The sequence below is a fragment of the Streptomyces sp. NPDC096046 genome (genome assembly GCF_040303285.1).
Taxonomy (GTDB): domain Bacteria; phylum Actinomycetota; class Actinomycetes; order Streptomycetales; family Streptomycetaceae; genus Streptomyces.
In genome coordinates this window covers 26,595-52,102 of record NZ_JBEOSZ010000021.1, presented here as the reverse complement: position 1 = coordinate 52,102, position 25,508 = coordinate 26,595, and the positions used below count along the sequence as shown (strand labels likewise).

Sequence of the window (25,508 nt, the reverse complement as noted above, 5' to 3'; positions counted from 1 at the left end):
TCAGGGCGGATCTCAGACGTGCGCGAAGACTTGACGGCATGGTGCGACCAGCCCTCCAGGCGTCTGTCGGCCGGACCACCGGGGCATGGAACTGACATCCGCTCAACCGGACATTCCGCGTCCAACGTCTGGGCCACAGACGGTCCTCGGCCTCTCGGACCCCCCAAGAATCGTCCGTCAGGGGATCAGGACGACCTTGCCCAGATTGACCCGGGCCTCGATCTCCGCGTGCGCCCGGGCCGCGTCCTCCAGGGCGAACTCCGCGTGGACGACGGGCTTGACCTCGCCCGCCGCGAACAGCCGCCACAGTTCCTCACGCCACTGCTCGTACAGCTCCGGTTTCCCCCGGGCGACCCGGGCCATCTGGAACCCGATCACCGACTTGGCGTCCACGAGCAGGTCGTACGCCTGGATGGTGCCGCCGCCCGAGCTGTAGGCCACCAGCCGCCCCTCGGGGACCAGCGCGTGCAGGGCGCGGGTGAGCAGCTCCCCGCCGACCGCGTCCAGCACGTAGTCGACCGGGGTGCCCCAGCTGCCGTCGCCGTAGGAGATGACGTGATCGGCGCCGAGGGCCCTGACGAAACCCGCCTTGGACGGGTCGGAGACGGCTCCCACGACCCGTCCGGCGCCGCGCGTCCTGGCCAGCTGCACGGCCAGGTGGCCGACGCCGCTCGCGGCCGCGGTGACCAGGGTCGCCTCGCCCGGCTGGGGGCGGGCCGCCTCCAGGGCGCCGAGGGCGACCAGGCCGCTGCGGACCAGGGCGACCGCGTCCACGGCGCCGGTGTCCCCCGGAACCGGGGAGGCCACGGCCTCGTGCAGGAGCGCGACGTCGGCATACCCGTGGCCGAGGCAGAGACCGGTCACCCGGTCGCCGGTGCCGAACCGGGTGACACCCTCGCCGACGGCCACGACCTGCCCGGCGATCTCACCGCCGAGCGGGACGGGCTCGGCCGCCTCGGTGACCTTGCGTACCACCGGAAGCGTGACGCCGATCGCCTCCGCGCGCACGAGCAGCTCTCCGGGGCCGGGCTCGGGCAGCGGGGCCTCCTCCACGAAGAGGGGGCCGCCTCGGGATTCGTAGCGGATACGGCGCATCGCACCTCCGGGGTCGTCGGACTTCCCGACGGAGTCGTCGGGGTCTCCAGCGGAGTCGTTGGGGACCCCAACGGTATAGGAGGATCATGGGAACACCCAACGATGTACTGGTTAGGCTGCGGCCATGTCGGAAGCCCCCCTCCCCGCGATCCGCTCCCTGCCCAGCTGGCTGCTCGGCCGCGCCGCCGCCCGCGGCCGGGCCCTGGTGGCCGAGGCGCTGGCCGAGGAGGACATGCGGATGTGGCACCACGTGGTGCTGTCCGCCGTCCGCGACCTCGGTCCCGTCGCGCAGGCCGACCTCGGCCGCGGGGTACGGCTGGACCCCAAGGATCTGGTCGGCGTCCTCAACGACCTCCAGTCGGCGGGCCTGGTGCTACGCGAGCCGGACCCGGTGGACCGCCGCAAGAACGCGGTGTCCCTCACGGAGCGGGGAGCACGGCTGCTGAAGCGCTGCGAGAAGGCGGCCCGCGCGGCCAACGACGAACTGCTCGCACCGCTGTCGGCGGCCGAGCGGGAGCAGTTCACGGGGATGCTGCTGCGGATATCCGGCACGGCGGACTGACGACGCTCCCGTGTCTTCGCGAAGGCGGCCGAGACGGGGCCCCTGCGGCGCAGGGGGCGCTCCCCGCCGGTCGGGGCCCCGCCGCCGTGTCGCGGAGGAACCGGTTCAGCCCTGGGCGGCCGCGGCCCGCAGGGCGATCCGGTCCTCACCCGCGTACACGTTCATGGAGCTGCCCCGCAGGAAGCCCACCAGCGTCAGACCCGTCTCGGCGGCGAGATCCACCGCCAGCGAGGACGGGGCCGACACCGCCGCCAGCACGGGGATGCCGGCCATCACGGCCTTCTGCGCCAGCTCGAAGGAGGCCCGGCCCGACACGAGCAGGATCACCCGCGACAGCGGCAGGTCCCCGTTCTGCAGGGCGCGGCCGACCAGCTTGTCGACCGCGTTGTGCCGGCCCACGTCCTCCCGGACGTCCAGCAGCTCGCCCTCCTCGGAGAACAGGGCCGCAGCGTGCAGGCCACCGGTCCGGTCGAAGACCCGCTGGGCCGCGCGCAACCGGTCGGGCAGGCTCGCGAGCAGTCCGGGGCTGATCCGGACCGGGGGAGTGTCGGCGATGGGCCACCGGGCCGTGGTGCGCACCGCGTCCAGCGACGCCTTGCCGCACAGGCCGCAGGAGGACGTGGTGTAGACGTTGCGCTCCAGTGTGATGTCGGGGATCACCACGTCGGGGGCCGTCTGCACGTCGACCACGTTGTACGTGTTCGAGCCTCCCCCACTCTCGGCTCCGCTCGAGCGGGAGGTGCCCCCAGCCGTCGCGCCGGCGCAGTAGACGATGTTCCGCAGGTCCTGCCGCCCGGCCAGCACCCCCTCGCTGACCAGGAACCCCGCCGCCAGCGCGAAGTCGTCCCCCGGGGTGCGCATGGTGATCGCCAGGGGCTTGCCGTTGAGCCGGATCTCCAGGGGCTCCTCGGCGACGAGCGTGTCGGGACGGCTGGAGACCGCTCCGTCCCGGATGCGGAGAACCTTGCGTCGTTCCGTGACTCGTCCCATGTCCTGATCAGTCCCGGTTCTGTACGTGCTGGTAGCCGAAGCGGCCCTTGATGCAGAGGTTGCCGTGGGTCACCGGGTTGTCGTGCGGTGAGGTGACCTTCACGATCTCATTGTCCTGCACGTGCAGCGTCAGATTGCAGCCCACTCCGCAGTACGCGCACACCGTGGTCGTCTCCGTCTGCCGTGACGCGTCCCACGTACCCGCCGCACGCATGTCGAACTCGGACTTGAAGGACAGCGCACCCGTGGGGCACACCTCGATGCAGTTCCCGCAGTACACGCACGCCGAGTCGGTCAGCGGCGCGTCGTGCTCCACGGCGATCCGGGCGTCGAAACCGCGTCCCGCGACCGAGATCGCGAAGGAGTTCTGCCACTGGTCGCCACAGGCGCCGACGCACTTGTAGCAGAGGATGCACTTGTCGTAGTCGCGCACGTACAGGTCGTTGTCGACCCTCGGCTCCTCGTTCAGCCGCGCCGCGTCCGGGCCGAAGCGGTCCGGCTTCGCCTCGTACTCCTTGAGCCACCCGGCGACCTCCGGTGTCGTCGACAGGTCGACCGAGGACGCGAGCAGTTCCAGGACGACCTTGCGGCTGTGCCGGGCGCGCTCGGTGTCCGTGCGCACCTCCATCCCCGGCTCGGCCTCGCGGGAGCAGGCCGGAACGAGCGTCCTGGCCCCCTCCACCTCGACGACACAGACGCGGCAGGCGTTCTTCGGCCGCAGGGTGTCGCCCTCGCACAGGGTCGGGATGTCCTTCCCGGCCGCCCGGCAGGCATCCAGGACGGTCGAGCCCTCGGGGACCCGGGCCTGCTCGCCGTCGAGGGTGAACTCCAGCATCCGGCGCGGGATGCCCAGCGGTGTGACGGTCATTCGTACGCCCCCAGACGGTCGATGGCGGATTCCACGGCGTTCCACGCGGTCTGCCCGAGACCGCAGATCGAGGCGTCCCGCATGGCGCGGCCGACCTCCCGCAGCAGCGCGATGTCCCCGGCGGCGTCGGCGCCCGTGCGCTCCACGATCCGGTGCAGCGCCTCCTCCTGCCGCACCGTCCCGACCCGGCAGGGCACGCACTGCCCGCACGACTCGTCGCGGAAGAACTCGGCGATGCGCAGCAGCAGCCGGGGCAGGGGAACGCCGCTGTCGAAGGCCATGACGACTCCGGAGCCCAGGGTGGTGCCGGCCTCGCGCGTGCCCTCGAAGGTGAGCGGGATGTCCAGTTCGTCGGTGCGGACGAACCCGCCGGCCGCCCCGCCCAGCAGCACCGCCCGCAGCCCGTCACGCACCCCGGCCAGCGTGAGTACTTCCCCCAGCGTCGCGCCGAACGGCACCTCGTAGACACCGGGCCGTTCCACGCTCCCGGACACGCAGAACAGCTTCGGCCCGGTGGAGCGGCCGGTGCCGATCGCCGCGTACGCCGGGGCGCCCATGGTCAACACCGGCAGGACGTTGACCAGCGTCTCCACGTTGTTCTCGACCGTCGGCTTGCCGAACAGGCCCTTCTCCACCGGGAACGGCGGCTTGGAGCGCGGTTCGCCCCGGTAGCCCTCGATGGAGTTGAACAGGGCCGTCTCCTCACCGCAGATGTAGGCGCCCGCGCCGCGCCGGATCTCGATGTCGAAGGCGTAGCCCTGGCCGAGGACGTCGTCGCCGAGCAGTCCGCGCGCACGGGCCTGCGCGATCGCGTGCTCCAGCAGGTGCAGGGCGCGCGGGTACTCGCCGCGCAGATAGAGGTAGCCCCGGTGGGCGCCGGTCGCGTATCCGGCGATCGTCATCGCCTCGATCAGCGCGTACGGATCGCCCTCCATGAGCACCCGGTCCTTGAAGGTGCCCGGCTCGGACTCGTCGGCGTTGCAGACGAGGTAGTGCGGACGGTCGGGCTGGGAGGCCGCGGCCTGCCACTTGCGGCCGGTGGGAAAGGCGGCGCCGCCGCGCCCGACCAGGCCCGAGTCGGCGACCTCGCGGATCACCCCGGCCGGTCCCAGCGCGAAGGCCCGGCGCAGGGCGGTGCAGCCGCCGTGGGCGCGGTAGTCGTCGAGGGACCACGGGTCGACCACGCCGATGCGGTGCAGCAGCATCAGGCCGTCCTGCCCGGCCTGGGGCACCGCCAGCGCTGCGGGCGGCTCCTCGGGCGCGGAGTCGGGTGAGCTCGCGGCGAGCACGGCGTCCCGGACGGTCGCCGGCGCGGAGACCGCCGTACGGACGGGGTCCCCGGCCTTGATCGCGAGCGCCGCCGGGGCGCGTTCGCACAGGCCCAGGCAGGGGCTGCGCTCGACACTGACCCCGCTGCCGAGGCCCAGCCGCTCCTCGATCCCGGCGCACAGCTCCGGCGCCCCGGCCGCCGCGCACGCCAGGTCCGTGCACACGTGGAGCACGGTCGCCGGACGCGGCTCGACCGAGAACATGGCGTAGAAGGTGGCGACCCCGTAGGCCTCCGCCGGCGGCACGGTCAGCCGTCGGCACAGGTAGTCGAGGGCACCCTCGCTGATCCAGCCGATGCGGTCGTTGACCGCGTGCAGCCCCGGCAGCAGCAGGTCGCGGCGGTCCCTGGCCTCCCGCCCGCCACGCGCCCATCGCAGATCCGCGTCCGAGCGGTCGGCGCCCTCCCAGGAGGACTCGGGAGGCCCGAGCAGGGCGTCGACGGCCGCCCGTTCCTCGTCCGTCGGTTTGCTGTCACCGAAGCGCAGGTCCACGTACGTTCACCCCACGATGGTCGCGATGGGCAGCTTCTCGATCCGGATCGCCGACGCCTTGAACTCCGCAGTCCCCGCGATCGGGCAGTTCGCCTCGATCGTCAGGGCGTTGGTGTCCACCTCGTCCGGGAAGTGCATGGTCATGAAGGCGAGCCCCGGCCGCAGCGCGGTGTCCACCCACACGGGAGCGGTCACCGACCCGCGCCGCGAGGTCACCTGGACGTGCTCGCCGACCACGACCCCGTAGCGTTCGGCGTCCTCCGGGCTCAGCTCGATGAACTCGCCGCGCCGCAGCGGCGAGGCGTAACCACCGCTCTGTACACCGGTGTTGTAGGAGTCGAGCCGCCGTCCGGTGGTGAGCCGGATCGGGTACCGCTCGTCGGTGAGGTCCAGGGGCGGGTCGTGCCGCACGATCCCGAACGGAGCGAGCGGGCCGCGCCGTGCGGGGTCGGTCTCCCACAACCGCCCGTGCAGATAGGTGGGTTCGATGCCGTCCGTGCTCGGGCAGGGCCACTGGATGCCCTGGTGCTCCTCCAGCCGCTCATACGTCATGCCGTGGTGGTCGGGTGAGACGGACCGCAGCTCGTTCCACACGGTCTCGGCGTCGGCGTACTTCCAGTCGTGGCCGAGGCGGGCCGCGAGGTCGCAGATGATGTCGATGTCCTCGCGGGCCTCGCCGGGCGGGGTGACGGCCTTGCGCACGCGCTGCACGCGCCGTTCGCTGTTGGTGGTCGTGCCGTCGGTCTCCGCCCAGCCGGCGGTGGCCGGCAGGACGACGTCCGCGAGCTCGGCCGTCCTCGTCAGGAAGATGTCCTGCACGACCAGGAAGTCCAGGGCCCTCAGCCGCCGCACGGCCTGCTCGCTGTCCGCCTCCGATTGGGCCGGGTTCTCGCCGATGCAGTAGACGGCCCTGAGCGAGCCGTCCTCCATGGCCTCGAACATCTCGGTGAGGTTCAGGCCGTAGTGCGGCTGGATCACGGTGTTCCAGGCCGACTCGAACTTCAGCCGGACGCTCGCGTCCAGGATGTCCTGGAACCCGGGCAGCCGGTTGGGGATCGCCCCCATGTCGCCGCCGCCCTGCACGTTGTTCTGCCCGCGCAGGGGCTGAAGCCCCGAGCCGTAGCGGCCGACATGCCCGGTGAGCAGGGACAGGTTGATCAGGGCGCGGACGTTGTCGGTGCCGTTGTGGTGCTCGGTGATGCCCAGGGTCCAGCACAACTGGGCCCGTTCGGCCCGGGCGTAGGCGTGCGCCAGCTCGCGGATCGCCGCCGCCGGTACGCCCGTCACCTTCTCGGCGAGGGACAGGGTCCACGGCTCGACCAGCGCCCGGTACTCCTCGAAGCCGGTGGTCGCCCGCTCGATGAACGCCTCGTTCGCGAGCCCCGCGTGGATGATCTCGCGGCCGACCGCGTGCGCCAACGGGATGTCCGTGCCGACGTTGAGCCCCATCCAGCTCTCCGCCCACTCGGCGGTCGACGTCCGGCGCGGATCGACCGCGTACATCCGGGCGCCGTTCCTGATCCCCTTCAGCACGTGCTGGAAGAAGATCGGGTGCGCGAACCGGGCGTTGGAGCCCCACATCACGATGACGTCGGTGTGCTCGATCTCCTCGTACGACGACGTTCCGCCGCCCGAGCCGAACGCCGCCGACAGGCCCGCCACGCTCGGGGCGTGGCAGGTGCGGTTGCAGGAGTCGACGTTGTTGGTGCCCATGACGACCCGGGCGAACTTCTGCGCCACGTAGTTCATCTCGTTGGTGGCGCGGGCACAGCTGAACAGGCCGAAGGCGTCGCGGTTGCGCCCGAGGCCCGCGGCGGCCCGGTCCAGGGCCTCTTCCCAGGTGGCCCGCCGGAACGGCTCGTCGCGGGAGTCCCGGACGAGCGGGTGAGTGAGCCGGGTGTAGGTCTTGGGGGTCCGGTCGCGTTTCCTCATGCGACGCTCCTCAGCGCGAGCAGGTCCGAGATGGCGTGCACGGTGCGCAGGGTGGGCACCTCGACGCCGGTGATCTCCGCCAGCTCGACGACCGCCGCCAGCAGCACGTCGAGTTCCAGCGGCTTGCCGCGCTCCAGGTCCTGGAGCGTGGAGGTGCGGTGGTCGCCGACCCGCTCGGCGCCCGCGAGCCGGCGCTCGATGGAGACCCCGACCTCGCAGCCGAGGGCCTCGGCGACCGCCAGCGTCTCGGTCATCATGTTCTCGATGACCTTGCGGGTGCCGCCGTGCAGGCACATCTGCCGCATGGTGGCGCGGGCGAGGGCACTGATCGGGTTGAAGGAGATGTTGCCGAGCAGCTTGACCCAGATGTCGCTGCGCAGGTCCGGTTCGACCGGGCACTTCAGTCCGCCCTCCCGCATGGCCTCGCTGAAGGCGAGACAGCGGGCGGAGCGGCTGCGGTCGGGTTCGCCGATGGAGAACCGCGTGCCCTCCAAGTGCCGGACCACGCCCGGCCCTTCGAGTTCGGTCGCCGCGTAGACGACACAGCCGATGGCCCGTTCGGGAGCGAGCACCGCACTGACCGCGCCGTCCGGGTCGACGCTCTCGACACGGTGGCCGTCGTACGGGCCGCCGTGCCGGTGGAAGTACCACCAGGGGATGCCGTTCTGGGCCGCGACGACCGAGGTCGTCTCGTGCAGCAGGGGCGCGATCAGCGGCCCGCACGCCGCGTACGCGTTGGCCTTCAGGCCCAGGAAGACATGGTCGACCGGGCCGACCTCGGCCGGGTCGTCGGTGGCGTGGGGGTGCGCGGTGAAGTCACCGCGTGGACTGCGCACCCGGACTCCGTGCTGCCTCATGGCCGCCAGATGCGGTCCACGGGCGATGAGATGCACCTCGGCGCCCGCGCGGTGAAGCGCGGCGCCGACGTAGGCGCCGATGGCACCTGCTCCGAGAACTGCGACTTTCACGGGAACACTCCGTTCGGTTCGAGGGATACCGCGGAGGTGGCTGCCGTCCGGCCGCCCACGGGTCGCGTCCCGCCCAGCACAGGCGGGCCGGGCCTTCTCGCGGACGGCTTGTGTCGACGAAATATTGTCTACAGTATGGAGGTTGGGGCGGCAAGGGTTCGCGCACCGACCGTTCGGCGCATGCCGGATACCGTTCACCGCATACGGTCGACGCGCCGCCTTCTCAACTCCCGCGCGGATGCCTACCGTCCGGGGTTCATGAGTCCCCCAGTCGCGCCCCCGGGCTGGAGCCGCTGGCTCGTCCCGCCCGCCGCTCTCTCCGTACATCTCTCCATCGGCCAGGCCTACGCCTGGAGCGTGTTCAAGCCGCCCCTCGAGTCCGCGCTCGGTCTCAGCGGCACGCAGAGCGCGCTGCCCTTCCAGCTGGGTATCGTCATGCTGGGCCTGTCCGCCGCGTTCGGCGGCACGCTCGTGGAGCGCAACGGCCCGCGCTGGGCCATGACCGTCGCCCTGGTCTGTTTCTCCTCCGGCTTCCTGCTCTCCGCGCTGGGCGCGTCCCTGGAGCAGTACTGGCTGATCGTCCTCGGCTACGGCTTCGTCGGCGGCATCGGTCTCGGCATCGGCTACATCTCGCCCGTCTCCACGCTGATCAAGTGGTTCCCGGACCGGCCCGGCATGGCCACCGGCATCGCCATCATGGGCTTCGGCGGCGGCGCGCTCATCGCCTCGCCGTGGTCGGCGCAGATGCTGGAGTCGTTCGGCGGTGACAGCTCCGGCATCGCGCTCGCCTTCCTCGTGCACGGGCTGTCGTACGCCGTCTTCATGCTGCTGGGCGTGTTCCTGGTCCGCGTTCCGCGTCCTGCCCCGGCGGCGCGGGCAACCGCGCGACAAGCCCCCACCGGCCCGCAGGTCTCCGCGAACCAGGCGCTGCGCACCCCGCAGTTCTGGCTGCTGTGGCTCGTGCTCTGCATGAACGTCACCGCCGGCATCGGCATCCTGGAGAAGGCCGCGCCGATGATCACGGACTTCTTCGCGGACACCTCCACCCCGGTGTCGGTGACGGCCGCCGCCGGTTTCGTCGCGCTGCTGTCGGCGGCGAACATGGCGGGCCGCATCGGCTGGTCGTCGACGTCCGACCTCATCGGCCGCAAGAACATCTACCGCCTCTACCTGGGCGCCGGCGCGCTGATGTACGCGCTCATCGCCCTGTTCGGCGACTCCTCCAAGCCACTGTTCATCCTGTGCGCGCTGGTCATCCTCTCCTTCTACGGCGGCGGTTTCGCCACGGTTCCGGCCTATCTGAAGGATTTGTTCGGTACGTACCAGGTCGGTGCCATCCACGGGCGGCTGCTCACCGCCTGGTCCACGGCCGGGGTGCTCGGGCCGCTGATCGTGAACTGGATCGCCGACCGGCAGGAGGAGGCGGGCCGGCACGGCGCGTCCCTGTACGGGCTGTCCTTCGTCATCATGATCGGGCTGCTCGTCGTCGGCTTCGTCGCCAACGAACTGGTGCGGCCCGTCGACCCCCGCCACCACGTCCCCGAGCCGAAGGAGGCCGCCCATGTCCGGCGAGAGCAGTCAGAGTCCGCCTAGCCCGGACCGGCGGTGGCTGATCGCCTTCGCCTGGGTGTGGGTGGGCGTCCCGCTCGCCTACGGGCTGTACGAGCTCGTCCGCAAGGCGACGCAGTTGTTCACCGGGTAGCCGCCGGGGCGGGGGAGGGGCGCCGGTGTACGGGGCGGGCAGCGGGGTGCGGGGTGGGCGGTCGACAGGTGTCCGGGCGTCCGAGCTGCTGACCGAAGCTGACAACCCCGGCGCTCGATTCCTGTCGCCTTGGCTGCCGTCGTACCCGTGAGTCACTGATCAGACTGGTGGATCCGCTACCCAAGGCAACGAGGGGGACCCACCCAATGAACGGCTCGCGCATCGCCGCCGTCGGCCACTACCAGCCCGCCAAGGTGCTCACCAACAAGGACCTGGCGGCTCTCGTGGACACCAGTGACGAGTGGATCACCAGCCGGGTGGGCATCCGGACCCGTCACATCGCCGGACCCGACGAGCCGGTCGACGAACTGGCCGGCCACGCCGCCGCCAAGGCCCTCGCGGCGGCCGGGCTGGCCTCGGCGGACATCGATCTGGTGCTGGTCGCCACCTCCACCGCCGTCGACCGCTCGCCCAACATGGCGGCCCGGGTCGCGGCCCGCCTGGGCATCCCGCAGGCCGCCACCATGGACCTCAACGTCGTGTGCGCCGGTTTCACCCACGCCCTGGCCACCGCCGACCACGCCGTCCGCGCGGGGGGCGCGAGCCGGGCGCTGGTCATCGGGGCCGACAAGATGTCCGAGGTGGCCGACTGGAGCGATCGCAGCACGTGTGTGCTCGTCGGTGACGGAGCCGGGGCCGCGGTGGTGGAGGCCGCCGACGCGCCGGCCATCGGCCCGGTGCTGTGGGGCTCGGTGCCCGAGATGGGCAACGCGGTGCGCATCGAGGGCAACCCGCCGCGCTTCGCCCAGGAGGGGCAGAGCGTCTACCGCTGGGCCACCACGCAGCTCCCGTCCATCGCGCGCCGGGCCTGCGAGCGGGCCGGGCTGGAGCCGGCCGACCTCGCCGGGGTCGTGCTGCACCAGGCGAACCTGCGCATCATCGAACCCCTCGCGGAGAAGATCGGAGCCGTCAACGCGGTCGTCGCGCGCGATGTCACCGAGTCCGGCAACACCTCCGCCGCGAGTATCCCGCTGGCCTTCTCGAAGCTGGTCGAGCGGGGGGCGCTCACCACCGGCGACCCGGTGCTGCTGTTCGGCTTCGGCGGGAACCTCTCGTACGCGGGGCAGGTCGTGCGCTGCCCCTGAGCGTGCGCCGCCCCTGGCGGAGGGGTGGTGTGACGCGGTCAACTCCCCGAAACCCTGGCTCTGGGGCGCCGTAGACTGTAGACGAAAGACAATCAATACTGACTCTGCGGTGACACCGGCCGGCGCCGCACTGTGCACGGCCCTGCCGAGGAGGGGGACCGCGATGCTGTCGACAGGCCTGCCCCAGGGGGCGGTACCCAAGCTGGAACGCCCGGGTCCGCTGCGCGACCGTGTCTACGAGGCACTGCTCGAACTCATCACCACCCGTGCGCTTCAGCCCGGCCAGCATCTCGTCGAGAGCGAACTCGCCGGGCACCTCGGGGTCTCCCGGCAACCCGTGCGCGAGGCGCTGCAGCGGCTCAACACCGAGGGGTGGGTCGATCTGCGGCCCGCGCAGGGCGCGTTCGTGCACGAGCCGACGGAGGAGGAGGCCGACCAGCTCCTCACGGTCCGTACGCTCCTGGAGGCCGAGGCGGCCCGGCTCGCGGCGGCCAACGCGAACAGCGCGGGCGTCGCCGCCCTGGAAGCGTTGTGCGCGGAGGGCGAGAAGGCCGTGGAGGCCGACGACGTGGACGGGGCCGTGGCGATGAACGCCCGCTTCCACGCCAAGATCATGGAGCTCGCCGGCAACGCGGTCCTCGCGGAACTCGCCGCCCAGGTCGACCGGCGCGTGCGCTGGTACTACACGCCGGTGGCCCGTCGGCGCGGCCACCAGTCCTGGATCGAACACCGCGAGCTGATCGCCGCCATCTCCGACCGGGACGAACAGCGCGCCACCCAGCTGATGCGCGCCCACACGGAGCACACACGACGGTCGTACCACGCGCGGGCGGGCTCGTAGCGCCACCACGGGCGTCCTGTGCCGCGAGGCACCCGTCACCGCGCCTTTGTCCTGTGAGTGGAAAAAGTAGAGGGCAATTCCTGCGCGACTTCTTCCCACCTCCGGCAGCCGCTGCTACGTTCCCTCCGAAAGCAAGCCACCGAGGTGGCGGAAAACCGGCGCGCGCAGGCCGATCGAGGCGGGGAGGGGCTCGTGAGACGTATGACCGCACGACCCGCCAACGCCCATCAGGCCCGACTGCTCACGCTGTTGCGCGACGGCGGACCCAACTCCCGTGCCCAGCTGGGCGATCAGGTCGACCTCTCGCGGTCCAAGCTGGCCGTGGAGGTGGACCGGCTGCTGGAGACGGGTCTGGTCGTGGCCGACGGGCTCGCCGCCTCGCGCGGCGGCCGCCGTTCCCACAACGTCCGGCTCAACCCCGAGCTGCGCTTCCTCGGCGTCGACATCGGCGCGACCTCGATCGACGTCGCCGTCACCAACGCCGAGCTGGAGACCCTCGGGCACCTCAACCAGCCCATGGACGTGCGCGAGGGCCCGGTCGCGGTCTTCGAGCAGGTCCTGGCCATGGCCGCGAAATTGAGGGCCTCCGGGCTCGCGGAGGGGTTCGACGGCGCCGGCATCGGCGTTCCGGGTCCGGTCCGTTTCCCCGAGGGCATCCCGGTGGCACCGCCGATCATGCCGGGCTGGGACGGCTTCCCCGTGCGAGAGGCGCTCAGCCAGGAACTCGGCTGCCCGGTCATGGTCGACAACGACGTGAACCTCATGGCGTTGGGGGAGCAGCACGCGGGCGTCGCCCGCAGCGTCGGTGACTTCCTCTGCGTCAAGATCGGCACCGGCATCGGCTGCGGCATCGTCGTCGGTGGCGAGGTCTACCGCGGAACGACGGGCAGCGCCGGCGACATCGGGCACATCCAGGCCGTGCCCGACGGCCGCCCGTGCGCCTGCGGCAACCGGGGCTGCCTGGAGGCCCACTTCAGCGGCGCCGCGCTGGCCCGGGACGCCACGGAGGCCGCCCAGCAGGGCCTTTCGGTCGACCTGGCCTCGCGCCTGGACACCAACGGCGGACTCACCGCTGTCGACGTCGCCGCCGCGGCCTCCGCCGGTGACGCCACCGCCCTCGATCTGATCCGCGAGGGCGGCAACCGCACCGGCCAGGTCATCGCCGGCCTGGTCAGCTTCTTCAACCCGGGCCTGGTGGTGATCGGCGGCGGGGTGACCGGCCTCGGCCACACCCTGCTCGCCGCGATCCGCACCCAGGTCTACCGCCAGTCGCTGCCTCTGGCGACCGGCAACCTGCCCATCGTCCTGGGAGAGCTCGGCCCCACCGCCGGAGTCATCGGCGCGGCCCGGCTCATCAGCGACCACCTGTTCTCACCCGCGTAGTCCCTTCACAGCACGGCTCACCAGCACGGCTCACCAGCACAGCGCCCTGCTCTGCCCTGCCCTGAAACCCGCCTGCTCGACAAGCGCCCTGACACCGGCCCGCCCGCCAAGGGGAATCCGCATGGCACCAGAACCACCGCTGCTCAGCATGTCCGGCATCACCAAGTCGTTCCCCGGAGTCCGGGCCCTCGACGGCGTCGACCTCGACGTCCAGGCCGGTGAGGTGCACTGCCTGCTCGGCCAGAACGGAGCCGGCAAGTCGACCCTCATCAAAGTCCTGGCCGGCGCCCACCAGCCCGACACCGGCCGTCTGCGCTGGCGCGGCGAGGAGGTCGCGCTCCGCTCGCCCCTCGCGGCCATGCGCCTCGGCATCGCCACCATCTACCAGGAACTCGACCTGGTGGACCACCTGTCCGTCGCCGAGAACGTCCATCTCGGGCATGAGCCGACCGCCGCGGGATTCGTCGTCCGCGGGAAGGCGGCCAAGACGTCAACCGCCGCTCTGCTCGAACGACTCGGGCATGCCGAGATCGATCCGGCCCGGCTCGTCGGGGAGCTGCCGGCGGCGCAGCAGCAGATCGTGTCCATGGCCCGGGCGCTCTCCCACGACGTACGGCTCATCGTGATGGACGAGCCCTCCGCCGCCCTCGACCCGGACGAGGTCGACAACCTCTTCCGCATCGTCGGCGACCTCACCGCCGCCGGAGTCGCCGTCGTCTACATCTCGCACCGCCTGGAGGAGATCCGCCGCATCGGCGACCGGGTGACGGTGCTCAAGGACGGCCGGGCGGTGGCGAACGGGCTCCCGGCGAAGTCGACCCCGACCCGCGAGGTCGTCTCGCTGATGACGGGCCGCAACGTCGAGTACGTCTTCCCGGAGCGGCCCGTCGCACCGCCGACCGCCGGACCCGTACTGACGGTCCAAGGGCTCTCCCGGCGCGGGGAGTTCGAACCGTTCGACCTGGAGGTGCGGCCGGGTGAGATCGTCGGCCTCGCCGGACTCGTCGGCTCGGGCCGCTCCGAGATCCTGGAGACCGTCTACGGCGCCCGCAAACCGACGACCGGTCGGGTGCTGATCGGCGGCAAGGCCCTGAAGCCGGGCAGCGTACAGGCCGCCGTCCGGGCCGGACTCGGGCTCGCTCCCGAGGAACGCAAGGCGCAGGCCCTGCTGATGCTGGAATCCGTCACCCGCAATGTGTCGGTCTCGTCCATGTCCCGCTTCTCCCGCGGCGGCTGGATCGACCGGGGCGCCGAACTCGGCGCCGCCCGGGCCGCGACCCGCGAACTGTCGCTCCGGCCGGACAACCCGTCCGTGCCCGTGCGCACCCTGTCCGGCGGCAACCAGCAAAAGGCCGTCCTCGCCCGCTGGCTGTTGCGCGGCTGCAAGGTGCTGCTGCTCGACGAACCCACCCGCGGCGTCGACGTCGGCGCCCGCGCCGAGCTCTACGCGGTCATCCGCCGGCTGGCCGACGAGGGCCTGGCCGTGCTGCTGGTCTCCAGCGAGGTGCCCGAGGTGCTCGGCCTCGCCGACCGCGTCCTGGTGCTGCGCGAGGGCCGTGTCGTCCACACGGCACCCGCGCGCGAACTCGACGAACACCGCGTACTCGACCTGGTCATGGAAGGAAGCCCGGCGTCATGACGCAGCCCGTCTCCCCGCCGCGGGACAGCACGACCGACAAGGTGCCGCAGGCCCGGCCCCCCGCCTGGCGCGGCCTGCCGGCCCGCGCCGACATCCGCACCCTCTCCCTGCTCGGCGTGCTCGCCGCGCTGATCCTCGTCGGCGGCATCACCAAACCCGACGAGTTCCTCGACACCCGCAACCTGCAACTGGTCCTCACCCAGGCCTCCGTGGTCGGCGTCGTCACCGTCGGCATGACCTTCGTCATCATCTCCGGCGGCATCGACCTGTCGGTCGGCGCGATCGTCGCCCTCGCCTCCGTGTGGGCCACCACCGTCGCCACCCAGGAGTACGGCTTCGCCGGCATCCTCTTCACGGCGATCGTCGTCGGAGTCGGCTGCGGCCTGGTCAACGGAGTGCTCATCGCCTACGGCGCGATGGTGCCGTTCATCGCCACCCTCGCGATGCTGGCCTCCGCCCGCGGCCTCGCCCTGCAGATCACCGACGGCAAGACACAGATCGTCACGGTGCCGTCCGTCCTCGACCTGGGGGAGCGCGACGCCTACGTCCTCGGCATCCCGCCACTGGTCCTGGTCTTCGCCGTCGTGACGGTCATCGGATGGCTGGTGCTCAACCGCACCACCTTCGGCCGCCGCACGGTCGCCGTCGGCGGCAATCCGGAGGCCGCCCGGCTCGCCGGCATCGACGTCCGCCGCCAGCGGCTCTACCTCTACCTGCTGTCCGGGCTGTGCTGCGGCATCGCCGCCTTCCTCCTGATCGTCCTGTCCGGCTCGGGCCAGAACACCAACGGCAACCTCTACGAACTCGACGCCATCGCCGCCGCGATCATCGGAGGCACCCTGCTCACCGGCGGCCGGGGCACCATCACCGGCTCCGTCCTCGGCGTCCTGATCTTCTTCACGATCACCAACATCTTCGCCCTGAACAACCTGCAGAGCGACGTCCAGCAGATCGCCAAGGGCGCGATCATCGTCGCCGCCGTGCTGGTCCAGCGCCGTACCGCGAGCACGACCTGAGGAAAGGGTTCCCCGCCATGCCAGAGATCACGAGCCGCAGAGGTCTGCTCTTCGGGGCCGCCGCCGTCTCCGCCGGTGCCCTCGTCACGGGGTGCACCAGCAACGAGCCGTCCGACGCCAAGGACGAGCCGGCGGGCAACGACCAGCCGGCCGCCGACGACAAGCCCGGCAAGCAGGTCACCATCGGCTTCGCCGGACCGCAGGCCGACCACGGCTGGCTCAACGCCATCAACGACAACGCCAAGAGCCGCGCCGAGAAGTACTCCGACGTCACCCTGGAGATCACCGAGGGCTCCAACGACACCGCCCAGCAGATCGGCCAGATCGAGACCCTCATCAACAAGAAGGTCGACGTCCTGGTCGTGCTGCCCGCCGACGGCAAGGCCCTCACCCAGGTCGGCCTCAAGGCGATGCGCGCCGGCATCCCGGTGATCAACCTCGACCGGATCTTCAACTCCCCGCAGGCGTACCGCTGCTGGATCGGCGGCGACAACTACGGCATGGGCCTCAACGCCGGGCACTACATCGGCGAGAAGCTGAAGGGCACGTCGGGCGCCCGCGTCATCGAACTGGCGGGCCTGGACAACCTGGAGCTCACCAAGCAGCGCACCCAGGGCTTCGACGACGCCCTGAAGAACTACCCCAACATCAAGAAGGTCGCCCGGCAGGCCGCCGAGTTCACCGTCGAGTCGGGGCAGGCCAAGATGGCCCAGCTGCTCCAGGCGCAGTCGAATTTCGACGCGCTGTGGAATCACGACGACGACCAGGGTGTGGGCGCCCTGCGCGCCATCGAGCAGGCCGGGCGCGACGACTTCCTGATGGTCGGCGGCGCCGGCGCGCTCTCCGCCTTCCAGGCCATCAAGCAGGACGACGGCGTCCTCAAGGCGACCGTTCTGTACCCGCCGACCATGGCGGCCTCCGCGATCGACCTCGCACGGGCCCTCGGCCAGAGCAAGGGCATCCAAGGACTCGCCGAGTTCGAGATCCCGTCGTCGCTCACGCTCTACTCGGCCGTCGTCGACAAGACCAACGTCGACCAGTACATGTCCACCGGCTTCAAGTGAGCCACCCCGCACCCCCCACGTGCGCCACCCCGACCAGGACGAGGAGGACACCCGTATGGGACAGCCGCAGCAGCCGTCGGAAGGGACCGAGAAAGGCAAGCCGCCCCTGCGCGTGGGGATGGTGGGCTATGCCTTCATGGGCGCCGCCCACTCACAGGGCTGGCGCACCGCGGGCCGCGTCTTCGACCTGCCGCTGAACCCCGTGCAGGCCGTGATCTGCGGCCGAGACGCCGCCGCCGTCCGCGCGGCGGCCGACCGGCACGGCTGGGCCTCCACCGAGACCGACTGGCGGGCCCTCGTGGAACGGGACGACGTCGACCTCGTCGACATCTGCACCCCGGGCGACAGCCATGCCGAGATCGCCCTGGCCGCCCTGGCCGCGGGCAAGCACGTCCTGTGCGAGAAGCCTCTCGCCAACACCGTCGAGGAAGCCACCTCGATGGCGCTGGCGGCCGAAGAGGCCCACACGCGGGGCCAGGTGGCGATGGTCGGGTTCAACTACCGCCGGGTGCCCGCCACCGCCCAGGCCCGCCGCATGGTCGCCGAGGGCCGCCTGGGCAGGCTGCGGCACGTGCGCGTGACGTACCTCCAGGACTGGCTGGTCGACCCCGCGTTCCCGCTGACCTGGCGGCTGCGCAGGGAGCAGGCCGGCGCGGGCTCGCTGGGCGATCTGGGGGCGCACATCGTCGACCTCGCGCAGTACCTGGTGGGGGAGCCGCTGGCGGGTGTCTCGGCACTGACCGAGACCTTCGTCAGGGAACGGCCCCTGCCCACCGGCGCGACCAGCGGGCTGTCCGCCGTCACGTCCGCCGGCACCGGCCAGGTCACCGTCGACGACGCCGCCCTGTTCACGGCCCGCTTCCTCTCCGGAGCCCTCGCCTCCTTCGAGGCCACCCGCTACGCCACCGGCCGCAAGAACGCCCTGCGCATCGAACTCAACGGGGAGCGCGGCTCGCTCGCCTTCGACCTGGAGCGGCTCAACGAGCTGTCCTTCCACGACGGCACCGAACCGGGCGCCGAGGCCGGCTTCCGCCGGATCCTCGTCACCGAAGCCGACCACCCCTACCTGGAGGCCTGGTGGCCGCCGGGCCACGGCCTCGGCTACGAGCACACCTTCGTCCACCAGGCACGCGACCTCGTCCACGCGATCGCCGAGGGCCGCCGCCCCGAACCCTCCTTCGCCGACGGGCTGCAGGTGCAGCGCGTGCTCGCGGCGGTCGAGGAGAGCGCCGAGAAGAACTCCGTCTACACGCCGATCTCGCTCTGAGGAGGCCCCGAGCATGCCGCGCACCTTCACCCTGTTCACCGGCCAGTGGGCGGACCTGCCTCTGGAGGAGGTCTGCCGCCTGGCCCGCGACTTCGGCTACGACGGCCTCGAACTCGCTTGCTGGGGCGATCACTTCGAGGTCGACAAGGCGTTGAGCGACCCCTCCTACCTGGAGTCGAGGCGCCAGCTCCTCGACAAGTACGGCCTGAAGTGCTGGGCGATCTCCAACCACCTGGTCGGCCAGGCCGTCTGCGACGCCATCATCGACGAACGCCACCAGGCGATCGTGCCGGGAGCGGTGTGGGGCGACGGCGATCCGGAAGGGGTCCGGCGGCGGGCCGCGGAGCGCATGAAGGACACCGCCCGGGCCGCGGCCGCATTCGGCGTGAACACGGTCATCGGCTTCACCGGCTCCGCCATCTGGCACCTGGTCGCCATGTTCCCGCCCGCCCCGGACACGATGATCGAGCGCGGCTACCAGGACTTCGCCGACCGGTGGAACCCGATCCTGGACGTCTTCGACGCCGAGGGCGTGCGGTTCGCGCACGAGGTGCACCCCAGCGAGATCGCCTACGACTACTGGACGACCCAGCGCGCCCTGGAGGCCGTCGGAAACCGCCCCGCGTTCGGCCTGAACTTCGACCCCTCGCACTTCGTGTGGCAGGACCTCGACCCGGTCGGTTTCCTCTGGGACTTCCGCGACCGGATCTACCACGTCGACTGCAAGGAGGCCCGCAAGCGCCTGGACGGACGCAACGGCCGGCTCGGCTCCCATCTGCCCTGGGGCGATCCGCGGCGCGGCTGGGACTTCGTCTCCGCCGGGCACGGGGACGTCCCGTGGGAGGACGTCTTCCGGATGCTGCGCTCCATCGACTACCAGGGCCCGGTCTCGGTCGAGTGGGAGGACGCCGGCATGGACCGGCTCCAGGGTGCCCCCGAGGCCCTGAACCGTCTCAAGGCGTTCGACTTCGATCCGCCCAGCGCGTCCTTCGACGCCGCGTTCAACAGCTGAACAGCGCGCCCGGCGCTGGTCGGGAGCGGGGACCGGCGGCAACGCCGATCACCCCTCCGACCTGCCCGGATCCCGCTCTGTCCTGAGGCGGGGGGACGTTCGACCGAGTCGTTCGCGAGGGGTGTTCGCCCCGGACGGACGCGGTTACCGTCCTTGATGTGTTCAGGACACAAGCACCTCCGGGGTGACTGCGCACCCCGGCACCCGCACCGCACGTCCACGCACCCACCCCGTACGGCCCACCCCGTTCCCGGAGGGACTTCGTGCACAGAACCAGACTCAGAAGCACCCGCACCCCCAGACGGCCCGGACTGCGCACCACCGTCGCCCTGTTCACCGGCCTGCTCCTCGCCGTGGGCACCCCGGCCACCGTCGCCGGCGCCCACCCCGGACACCCGGAACACGACGAACCGGCGGCCGCCGAGAGCCAGTTCCAGCAAGTGCCGCTCGCCAAGGGCGAACCCGAGACGGGCGAGCCGATGTCGCTCGCCGTGCTCCCGGACCGCAGCGTCCTGCACACCTCGCGCGACGGCACGCTGCGCCTCACCGACCAGGGCGGCGTCACCAGGGTCGCCGGCAAGATCCCCGTCTACAGCCACGACGAGGAAGGTCTCCAAGGCGTCGGCATCGACCCGGACTTCAAGAACAACCGGGCGATCTACCTCTACTACGCCCCGCCGCTGGACACCCCCGTGGGCGACGCCCCCGAGACCGGCACCGCCGAGGACTTCAAGAAGTTCGACGGCGTCAACCGCCTCTCCCGCTTCGTCCTCAACGCCAACGGCACGCTCAACATGTCCAGCGAGAAGAAGGTCCTGGACGTCGCGGCCTCCCGGGGCATCTGCTGCCACGTCGGCGGCGACATCGACTTCGACGCGGACGGCAACCTCTACCTGTCGACCGGCGACGACACCAACCCCTTCGCCTCCGACGGCTACACGCCGATCGACGACCGGCCGGGCCGCAACCCGGCCTTCGACGCTCGCCGCAGCTCCGGCAACACCAACGACCTGCGCGGCAAGATCCTGCGCATCAAGGTCGCCGAGGACGGCTCCTACACCGTCCCGGAGGGCAACCTCTTCGCCCCGGGCACCGAGAAGACCCGCCCCGAGATCTACGCGATGGGCTTCCGCAACCCGTTCCGCATGAGCGTCGACGACAAGACCGGCACCGTCTACGTCGGCGACTACGGCCCCGACGCGGGCGCCGCCGACCCCAAGCGCGGCCCGGGCGGACAGGTCGAGTTCGCCAAGGTGACCAAGGCCGCCAACTTCGGCTGGCCCTTCTGCACCGGCGACAACGACCCTTACATCGACTACGACTTCGCCACCAAGCAGTCCGGCGAGACCTTCGACTGCGACGCCCCGAAGAACACCTCTCCGTACAACACGGGCCTGGTCGACCTGCCGCCCGCGCAGGCCGCCTGGATCCCGTACGACGGCGGCTCCGTGCCCGAGTTCGGCAGCGGCTCCGAGTCCCCGATGGCCGGCCCGGTCTACCGCTACGACCCCGAACTCGACTCCAGCGTGAAGTTCCCCGAGGCCTACGACGGCGACTTCTTCGCCGGTGAGTTCGGCCGCCGCTGGATCAAGCGCATCGAACAGAACGCGGACGGGACCGTCGCGAAGATCAACGACTTCCCCTGGACCGGCACCCAGATCATGGACATGGAGTTCGGCCCCGACGGCGCGCTCTACGTCCTCGACTACGGCGTCTCCTGGTTCCAGGGCGACGAGAACTCCGCGCTGTACCGGATCGAGAGCGCCGAGGACGGCTTCTCGCCCATCGCCGAGGCGAGCGCCGACAAGGCGTCCGGAGCGGCCGGCCTGAAGGTCACCTTCACCGGATCCGCCAAGGACGCCGACTCCCCGAACCTCACCTACAGCTGGGACTTCGGCGACGGCACCAAGGGCGAGGGCCTCAACCCCACCCACCGGTACAAGAAGATCGGCACCTACAGCGCCACCTTCACCGCCAAGGACCCCGAGGGCAACACCGGCAACGCCAGCGTCCGGATCGTGGTCGGCAACACCGAGCCCAAGGTGACGATCGAGACCCCGGCCAACGGCAGCCTGTCCGCCCTGGGCCGGCCCGTCCCGTTCAAGGTGAAGGTCACCGACCCCGAGGAGACCGTCGACTGCTCCAAGGTCAAGGTCACCTACAGCCTCGGCCACGACTCCCACGCCCACGAGCTGACCAGCGAGATGGGCTGCGAGGGCACCCTGAAGCCGCCCGCCGGTGACGGCGGACACGACCCCAACGCCAACATCTACGGCGTCGTCGGCGCCGCCTACACCGACGGCGGGGCAAGCGGCCAGGAGGAACTGACCGGCACCGCCCGCACCGTGCTCCAGCCGCCGCACCGCCAGGGCGAGCACTTCACCACCCGGTCGGGTGTGTCGGTGATCGACAAGGCCGGAGCCAACGGCGGCAAGACCGTCGGCGACATCGACGACGGCGACTGGATCTCCTTCTCCCCCTACCGGTTCGACGGGCAGAGGAAGATGACCGTGCGGGCGTCCTCCGGCGGCGCGGGCGGCTTCGTCGAGCTGCGCACCGGCTCGCCCGAGGGTCCGCTGCACGGTTCGGCGTACATCCCGCCGACCGGCGGCTGGGAGACGTTCCAGAACGTCGACGTGCCGCTGCGGTCGCTGCCCAGGAAGACCACGGACATCTACCTGGTCTTCAAGGGCGGTGAGGGCGCGCTGTTCGACGTGGACGACTTCGAGTTCTCCAAGGAGCCCTTCAAGGGCGGCAAGAGGGTCCTCGTCTTCTCCAAGACCGCCGGCTTCCGTCACGACTCCATCCCGGCCGGCATCACCGCGCTGAAGGAGCTCGGCGCTCCCGCGGGCATCACGGTCGACGCCACCGAGGAGGCCCGGCAGTTCACCACGGCCAACCTCGCCAAGTACGACGCGGTCGCCTTCCTGTCCACCACCGGTGACGTCCTCAACGCCGAGCAGCAGCAGGCGTTCGAGAACTACGTCAGCAACGGAGGCGGCTACATGGGCGTCCACGCCGCCGCCGACACCGAGTACGACTGGGAGTTCTACGGCGGCCTCGTCGGCGCCTACTTCCACTCGCACCCGGCCATCCAGAAGGCCACCGTCCGCGTCGAGGACCACGATCACCCGTCCACCGCACACCTGGGCGAGGCCTGGGAGCGCACCGACGAGTGGTACAACTACCGCACCAACCCGCGTGAGCAGGCCAAGATCCTCGCCACCCTGGACGAGACCACCTACCAGGGCGGCACCATGAAGGGCGACCACCCGATCGCCTGGTGCCAGAGTTACGGCGGCGGCCGGTCCTTCTACACCGGCGGCGGCCACACCAAGGAGTCCTACGCCGACGAGGCCTTCCGCGCCCACCTGCTCGGCGGCCTCCAGTACGCCACCGGCCAGGTCAAGGCGGACTGCAAGCCGAGCAAGGACTACCGGAAGATCTTCAACGGCCAGACCCTGGACGGCTGGAAGCAGGCCGGCCCCGGCACGTTCGTCGTCAAGGACGGCGTGATGGAGTCCGAAGGCGGCATGGGACTGCTCTGGTACCAGGCCAAGGAGCTGAAGTCGTACTCGCTCAAGCTCGACTGGAAGATGCGGGGCGACGACAACTCGGGGATCTTCGTGGGCTTCCCCGCCTCCGACGACCCCTGGTCCGCCGTGAACAAGGGCTACGAGATCCAGATCGACGCCACGGACGCGCCCGACCGCACCACGGGTTCCGTCTACTCCTTCAAGTCGGCGAACATCAAGGCCCGTGACCAGGTTCTGCGGCCGCCCGGCCAGTGGAACTCCTACGAGATCAAGGTCCAGGGCGAACGCCTCCGGGTGTTCCTCAACGGAGTCGAGATCAACGACTTCACCAACAAGGACCCCCGGCGGAGCCTGACCGACGGCTACATCGGCCTGCAGAACCACGGCGCCGACGACCAGGTCTCCTTCCGCGACATCCAGCTCAAGGAACTGCCCGTCAAGGGCGACTGAACGGCGGCGGGCGGGGGACGCCGGACTTCCGCCCGCCGTCTTCCTCCCTCTCCCCCCGGGTTCGCGTACGACCAGGAGGCTGCCCATGTCCGCGTCCCTCTCCCGACCCCGTGTGGGGGTGTGGCTGATCGGAGCCCGAGGCTCCGTCGCCACCACCGTCGTCACGGGGTGCGCCGCCGTCGCCGCGGGACTGCACCCGCCCACCGGCATGGTGACCGAAACACCGGCATTCACCGACAGCGGCCTGCCCGCCCTGTCCGACCTGGTCTTCGGCGGCCACGACACCCTCGACTGCCCCCTGCCCAAACGCGCCGAGACCCTGACCGCCGGCGGCGTCCTCCCACCCGGCGTCGCCACCGCCGTGGCCTCCGAACTCACCGCCGCCGACCGGGAGATCAGGCCCGGCGGCCCCGCCCCGGGGGACACCAGGAGCGAGGCCGACCTGATCACGGCCTTCGCCCACGACATCCGTGACTTCCTGCACCGCCACGCACTGGAGCGGGCCGTGGTGGTGAACGTCGCCTCCACCGAACCCGCCTGCCAGGGGCCCGGCGCCCCACTGCCCGCCAGCACCCTGTACGCGCTGGCCGCCCTGCGCGCGGGCTGCCCCTACGTCAACTTCACCCCCTCCGAGGGCATGCACCACCCCGTCGCCGCCCGCGAGGCCGAAGGGAGCGGCCTGCCCTTCGCCGGCCGGGACGGCAAGACCGGTCAGACACTGCTGCGGGCCGTGCTGGGCCCGATGTTCCCGCAACGGGCGTTGAGGGTCCGGGCCTGGTCCGGCACGAACCTGCTCGGCGGCGGCGACGGGGCGGCGCTCGCCGACCCGGCCGCCGCGGCGGCGAAGAACGCCGGCAAGGAACGCGTCCTGGCCGACACCCTCGGCACCGTCCCCGAGGGCGAGGTCCACATCGACGACGTCCCCGCCCTCGGCGACTGGAAGACCGCCTGGGACCACATCGCCTTCGACGGCTTCCTCGGCACCCGCATGATCCTCCAGACCATCTGGCAGGGCTGCGACTCGGCCCTCGCGGCGCCTCTGGTGCTGGACCTGGCCCGCCTGACCGCCCGCGCCCACGAGACGGGGCTGTCCGGCCCACTCGATGCCCTCGGCTTCTACTTCAAGGACCCGGTGGGGGACGGGCCCCCGGGACTGTCGGAGCAGTACGAGGCGCTCGTCCGGTTCGGGCGAAGGCTTGCGCAGGCCGGTGGAAAGGCCGGTGGCACGCGGCCGGGGAGGCGCTCCGAGGAGACGGGGGAAGCGCCGTGACGCTGCGCGAGAGCCCTTGCGGGTGCCCCGGCGGTGCGCCCTGCGCCGATCCGGAAGCCACCGGCGACCCGGCCCCCCGCCCTTGCGCCGACCGTTCCCACCGGATTCGCGCCTGGGCCGAACTCCTGCGCTTGCCCGCCCTGTTCAGTGTCCCGGGGGACGCCCTGGCCGGTACGGCCGCCACCGGCTCGGCACCCGGCTCGCGCACCCTGCTCGCCATCGCCTCCTCCCTGTGCCTGTACGAGGCCGGCATGGCCCTCAACGACTGGGCCGACCGCGACGTGGACGCCGTCGAACGCCCGCACCGCCCCCTGCCCTCCGGCCGCATCCGCCCGGCTGCCGCCCTCACGGCGGCCTGCGCCCTCACCGGAGCCGGACTGGCCCTGGCCGCGCGCGCCGGCCGTCCGGCCCTGGCCGTCGCCGCACCCCTGGCGGCGACCGTCTGGGCGTACGACCTCGTCCTGAAGCACACACCTGCAGGACCCGTGGCCATGGGAGCGGCCCGCGGCCTCGACCTGCTTCTGGGAGCCGCGGCCACCACTGGCCGTACCCGCGAGGCGCTTCCCTCCGCCGCCCTCCTCGGCACCCACACCCTGGCCGTCACGACGGTCTCCCGCCAGGAGGCACAGGGCGGCTCACCCCTGCCACCCCTGGCGGCCCTCGCGACGACCGCTCTGCTCACCCGGCTGATGACACGGCCCTCCGCTGCCCAACCGAAACGCCCCCGGCAGGCGACCGCCACCGGGCCGATCGGATCCCGGGCCGCCCGGCGTCGCTGGCAGGGCGGGGTAGCGCCGCTCGCCACCGCCCTCGGGCCGATCGGATCCCGGGCCGCCCGGCGTCGCTGGCAGGGCGGGGTAGCGCCGCTCGCCACCGCCCTCGGGCCGATCGGTTCCCGGGCCGCCCGGCGTCGCTGGCAGGACGGGGTAGCGCCGCTCGCCACCGCCC

The 25,508-nt window shown here is 71.5% G+C and carries 20 protein-coding genes; 14 read left to right on the top strand and 6 right to left on the bottom strand.

Features of this window, described 5'->3' with window-relative positions:
• Positions 1-177 precede the first annotated feature (177 nt).
• The gene (locus ABTX62_RS19735) at positions 178-1,095 is read right to left on the bottom strand and encodes a quinone oxidoreductase family protein (RefSeq protein WP_352117360.1); all 918 of its coding nucleotides are present in this window, start codon (positions 1,093-1,095) and stop codon (positions 178-180) included.
• Between the two features lie 124 nt (positions 1,096-1,219).
• Here ABTX62_RS19735 and ABTX62_RS19730 point away from each other — a divergent pair, with 124 nt between their 5' ends.
• Complete coding sequence (locus ABTX62_RS19730; RefSeq protein WP_352117359.1) at positions 1,220-1,657, top strand: MarR family winged helix-turn-helix transcriptional regulator; 438 nt, start codon at positions 1,220-1,222, stop codon at positions 1,655-1,657.
• 105 nt (positions 1,658-1,762) lie between these two features.
• On the opposite strand, the gene fdhD is transcribed toward ABTX62_RS19730, so the two are convergent.
• From fdhD to ABTX62_RS19705, 5 genes are read right to left on the bottom strand one after another with little or no spacing between them, the layout of a single operon-like run.
• Entirely contained in the window at positions 1,763-2,647 is an 885-nt protein-coding gene (gene fdhD / locus ABTX62_RS19725) for a formate dehydrogenase accessory sulfurtransferase FdhD (RefSeq protein WP_352117358.1), read from the bottom strand.
• Between the two features lie 7 nt (positions 2,648-2,654).
• Positions 2,655-3,515, bottom strand: coding sequence for a 2Fe-2S iron-sulfur cluster-binding protein (locus tag ABTX62_RS19720; protein ID WP_352117357.1), 861 nt, complete (start codon positions 3,513-3,515; stop codon positions 2,655-2,657).
• The gene (locus ABTX62_RS19715; RefSeq protein WP_352117356.1) at positions 3,512-5,335 is read right to left on the bottom strand and encodes an NAD(P)H-dependent oxidoreductase subunit E; all 1,824 of its coding nucleotides are present in this window, start codon (positions 5,333-5,335) and stop codon (positions 3,512-3,514) included. Before ABTX62_RS19715 ends, ABTX62_RS19720 begins: the two co-directional genes overlap by 4 nt.
• 6 nt (positions 5,336-5,341) lie before the next feature.
• On the bottom strand, positions 5,342-7,267 hold the full coding sequence (locus ABTX62_RS19710; protein WP_352117355.1) for a molybdopterin oxidoreductase family protein: 1,926 nt from the start codon (positions 7,265-7,267) through the stop codon (positions 5,342-5,344).
• Entirely contained in the window at positions 7,264-8,235 is a 972-nt protein-coding gene (locus ABTX62_RS19705; protein WP_352117354.1) for a 2-dehydropantoate 2-reductase, read from the bottom strand. The genes ABTX62_RS19710 and ABTX62_RS19705 overlap by 4 nt, the downstream gene beginning before the upstream one ends.
• A 258-nt stretch (positions 8,236-8,493) precedes the next feature.
• On the opposite strand from ABTX62_RS19705, the gene ABTX62_RS19700 reads away from it, so the two are divergent.
• The 13 genes from ABTX62_RS19700 to ABTX62_RS19640 form a co-directional block, all read left to right on the top strand.
• Positions 8,494-9,828 carry an OFA family MFS transporter gene (locus ABTX62_RS19700; protein ID WP_352117353.1) on the top strand — a complete coding sequence of 445 codons (1,335 nt, stop codon included), beginning with the start codon at positions 8,494-8,496 and terminating at the stop codon, positions 9,826-9,828.
• A complete protein-coding gene (locus ABTX62_RS19695) occupies positions 9,797-9,937 on the top strand; it encodes an MFS transporter small subunit (RefSeq protein ID WP_283971031.1) in 141 nt (46 codons plus the stop codon). The genes ABTX62_RS19700 and ABTX62_RS19695 overlap by 32 nt, the downstream gene beginning before the upstream one ends.
• A gap of 206 nt (positions 9,938-10,143) precedes the next feature.
• Positions 10,144-11,082 (top strand): beta-ketoacyl-ACP synthase III, encoded by a 939-nt coding sequence (locus tag ABTX62_RS19690; protein ID WP_352117352.1) that lies wholly within the window; start codon positions 10,144-10,146, stop codon positions 11,080-11,082.
• A 163-nt stretch (positions 11,083-11,245) separates the two neighbouring features.
• On the top strand, positions 11,246-11,923 hold the full coding sequence (locus tag ABTX62_RS19685; RefSeq protein ID WP_352117351.1) for a GntR family transcriptional regulator: 678 nt from the start codon (positions 11,246-11,248) through the stop codon (positions 11,921-11,923).
• A gap of 201 nt (positions 11,924-12,124) precedes the next feature.
• Positions 12,125-13,306 carry an ROK family transcriptional regulator gene (locus ABTX62_RS19680; protein WP_352117350.1) on the top strand — a complete coding sequence of 394 codons (1,182 nt, stop codon included), beginning with the start codon at positions 12,125-12,127 and terminating at the stop codon, positions 13,304-13,306.
• Between the two features lie 121 nt (positions 13,307-13,427).
• The gene (locus ABTX62_RS19675; protein ID WP_352117349.1) at positions 13,428-14,945 is read left to right on the top strand and encodes a sugar ABC transporter ATP-binding protein; all 1,518 of its coding nucleotides are present in this window, start codon (positions 13,428-13,430) and stop codon (positions 14,943-14,945) included.
• Positions 14,942-15,961: an ABC transporter permease gene (locus ABTX62_RS19670; protein WP_283971026.1), complete on the top strand. Its 1,020-nt coding sequence runs from the start codon at positions 14,942-14,944 to the stop codon at positions 15,959-15,961. Before ABTX62_RS19675 ends, ABTX62_RS19670 begins: the two co-directional genes overlap by 4 nt.
• 17 nt (positions 15,962-15,978) lie before the next feature.
• The gene (locus tag ABTX62_RS19665) at positions 15,979-17,025 is read left to right on the top strand and encodes a substrate-binding domain-containing protein (protein WP_352117348.1); all 1,047 of its coding nucleotides are present in this window, start codon (positions 15,979-15,981) and stop codon (positions 17,023-17,025) included.
• Positions 17,026-17,080: 55 nt separating this feature from the next.
• The gene (locus tag ABTX62_RS19660) at positions 17,081-18,292 is read left to right on the top strand and encodes a Gfo/Idh/MocA family protein (RefSeq protein WP_352117347.1); all 1,212 of its coding nucleotides are present in this window, start codon (positions 17,081-17,083) and stop codon (positions 18,290-18,292) included.
• Between the two features lie 13 nt (positions 18,293-18,305).
• Positions 18,306-19,304: a sugar phosphate isomerase/epimerase family protein gene (locus ABTX62_RS19655; RefSeq protein ID WP_352117346.1), complete on the top strand. Its 999-nt coding sequence runs from the start codon at positions 18,306-18,308 to the stop codon at positions 19,302-19,304.
• Between the two features lie 263 nt (positions 19,305-19,567).
• The gene (locus ABTX62_RS19650) at positions 19,568-23,290 is read left to right on the top strand and encodes a ThuA domain-containing protein (RefSeq protein WP_352117345.1); all 3,723 of its coding nucleotides are present in this window, start codon (positions 19,568-19,570) and stop codon (positions 23,288-23,290) included.
• Between the two features lie 85 nt (positions 23,291-23,375).
• Positions 23,376-24,560: an inositol-3-phosphate synthase gene (locus ABTX62_RS19645; protein ID WP_352117344.1), complete on the top strand. Its 1,185-nt coding sequence runs from the start codon at positions 23,376-23,378 to the stop codon at positions 24,558-24,560.
• A gap of 104 nt (positions 24,561-24,664) precedes the next feature.
• Positions 24,665-25,508, top strand: an 844-nt coding sequence (locus ABTX62_RS19640) for an SCO3242 family prenyltransferase (protein WP_352117427.1), incomplete at its 3' end; no start/stop codon positions are given.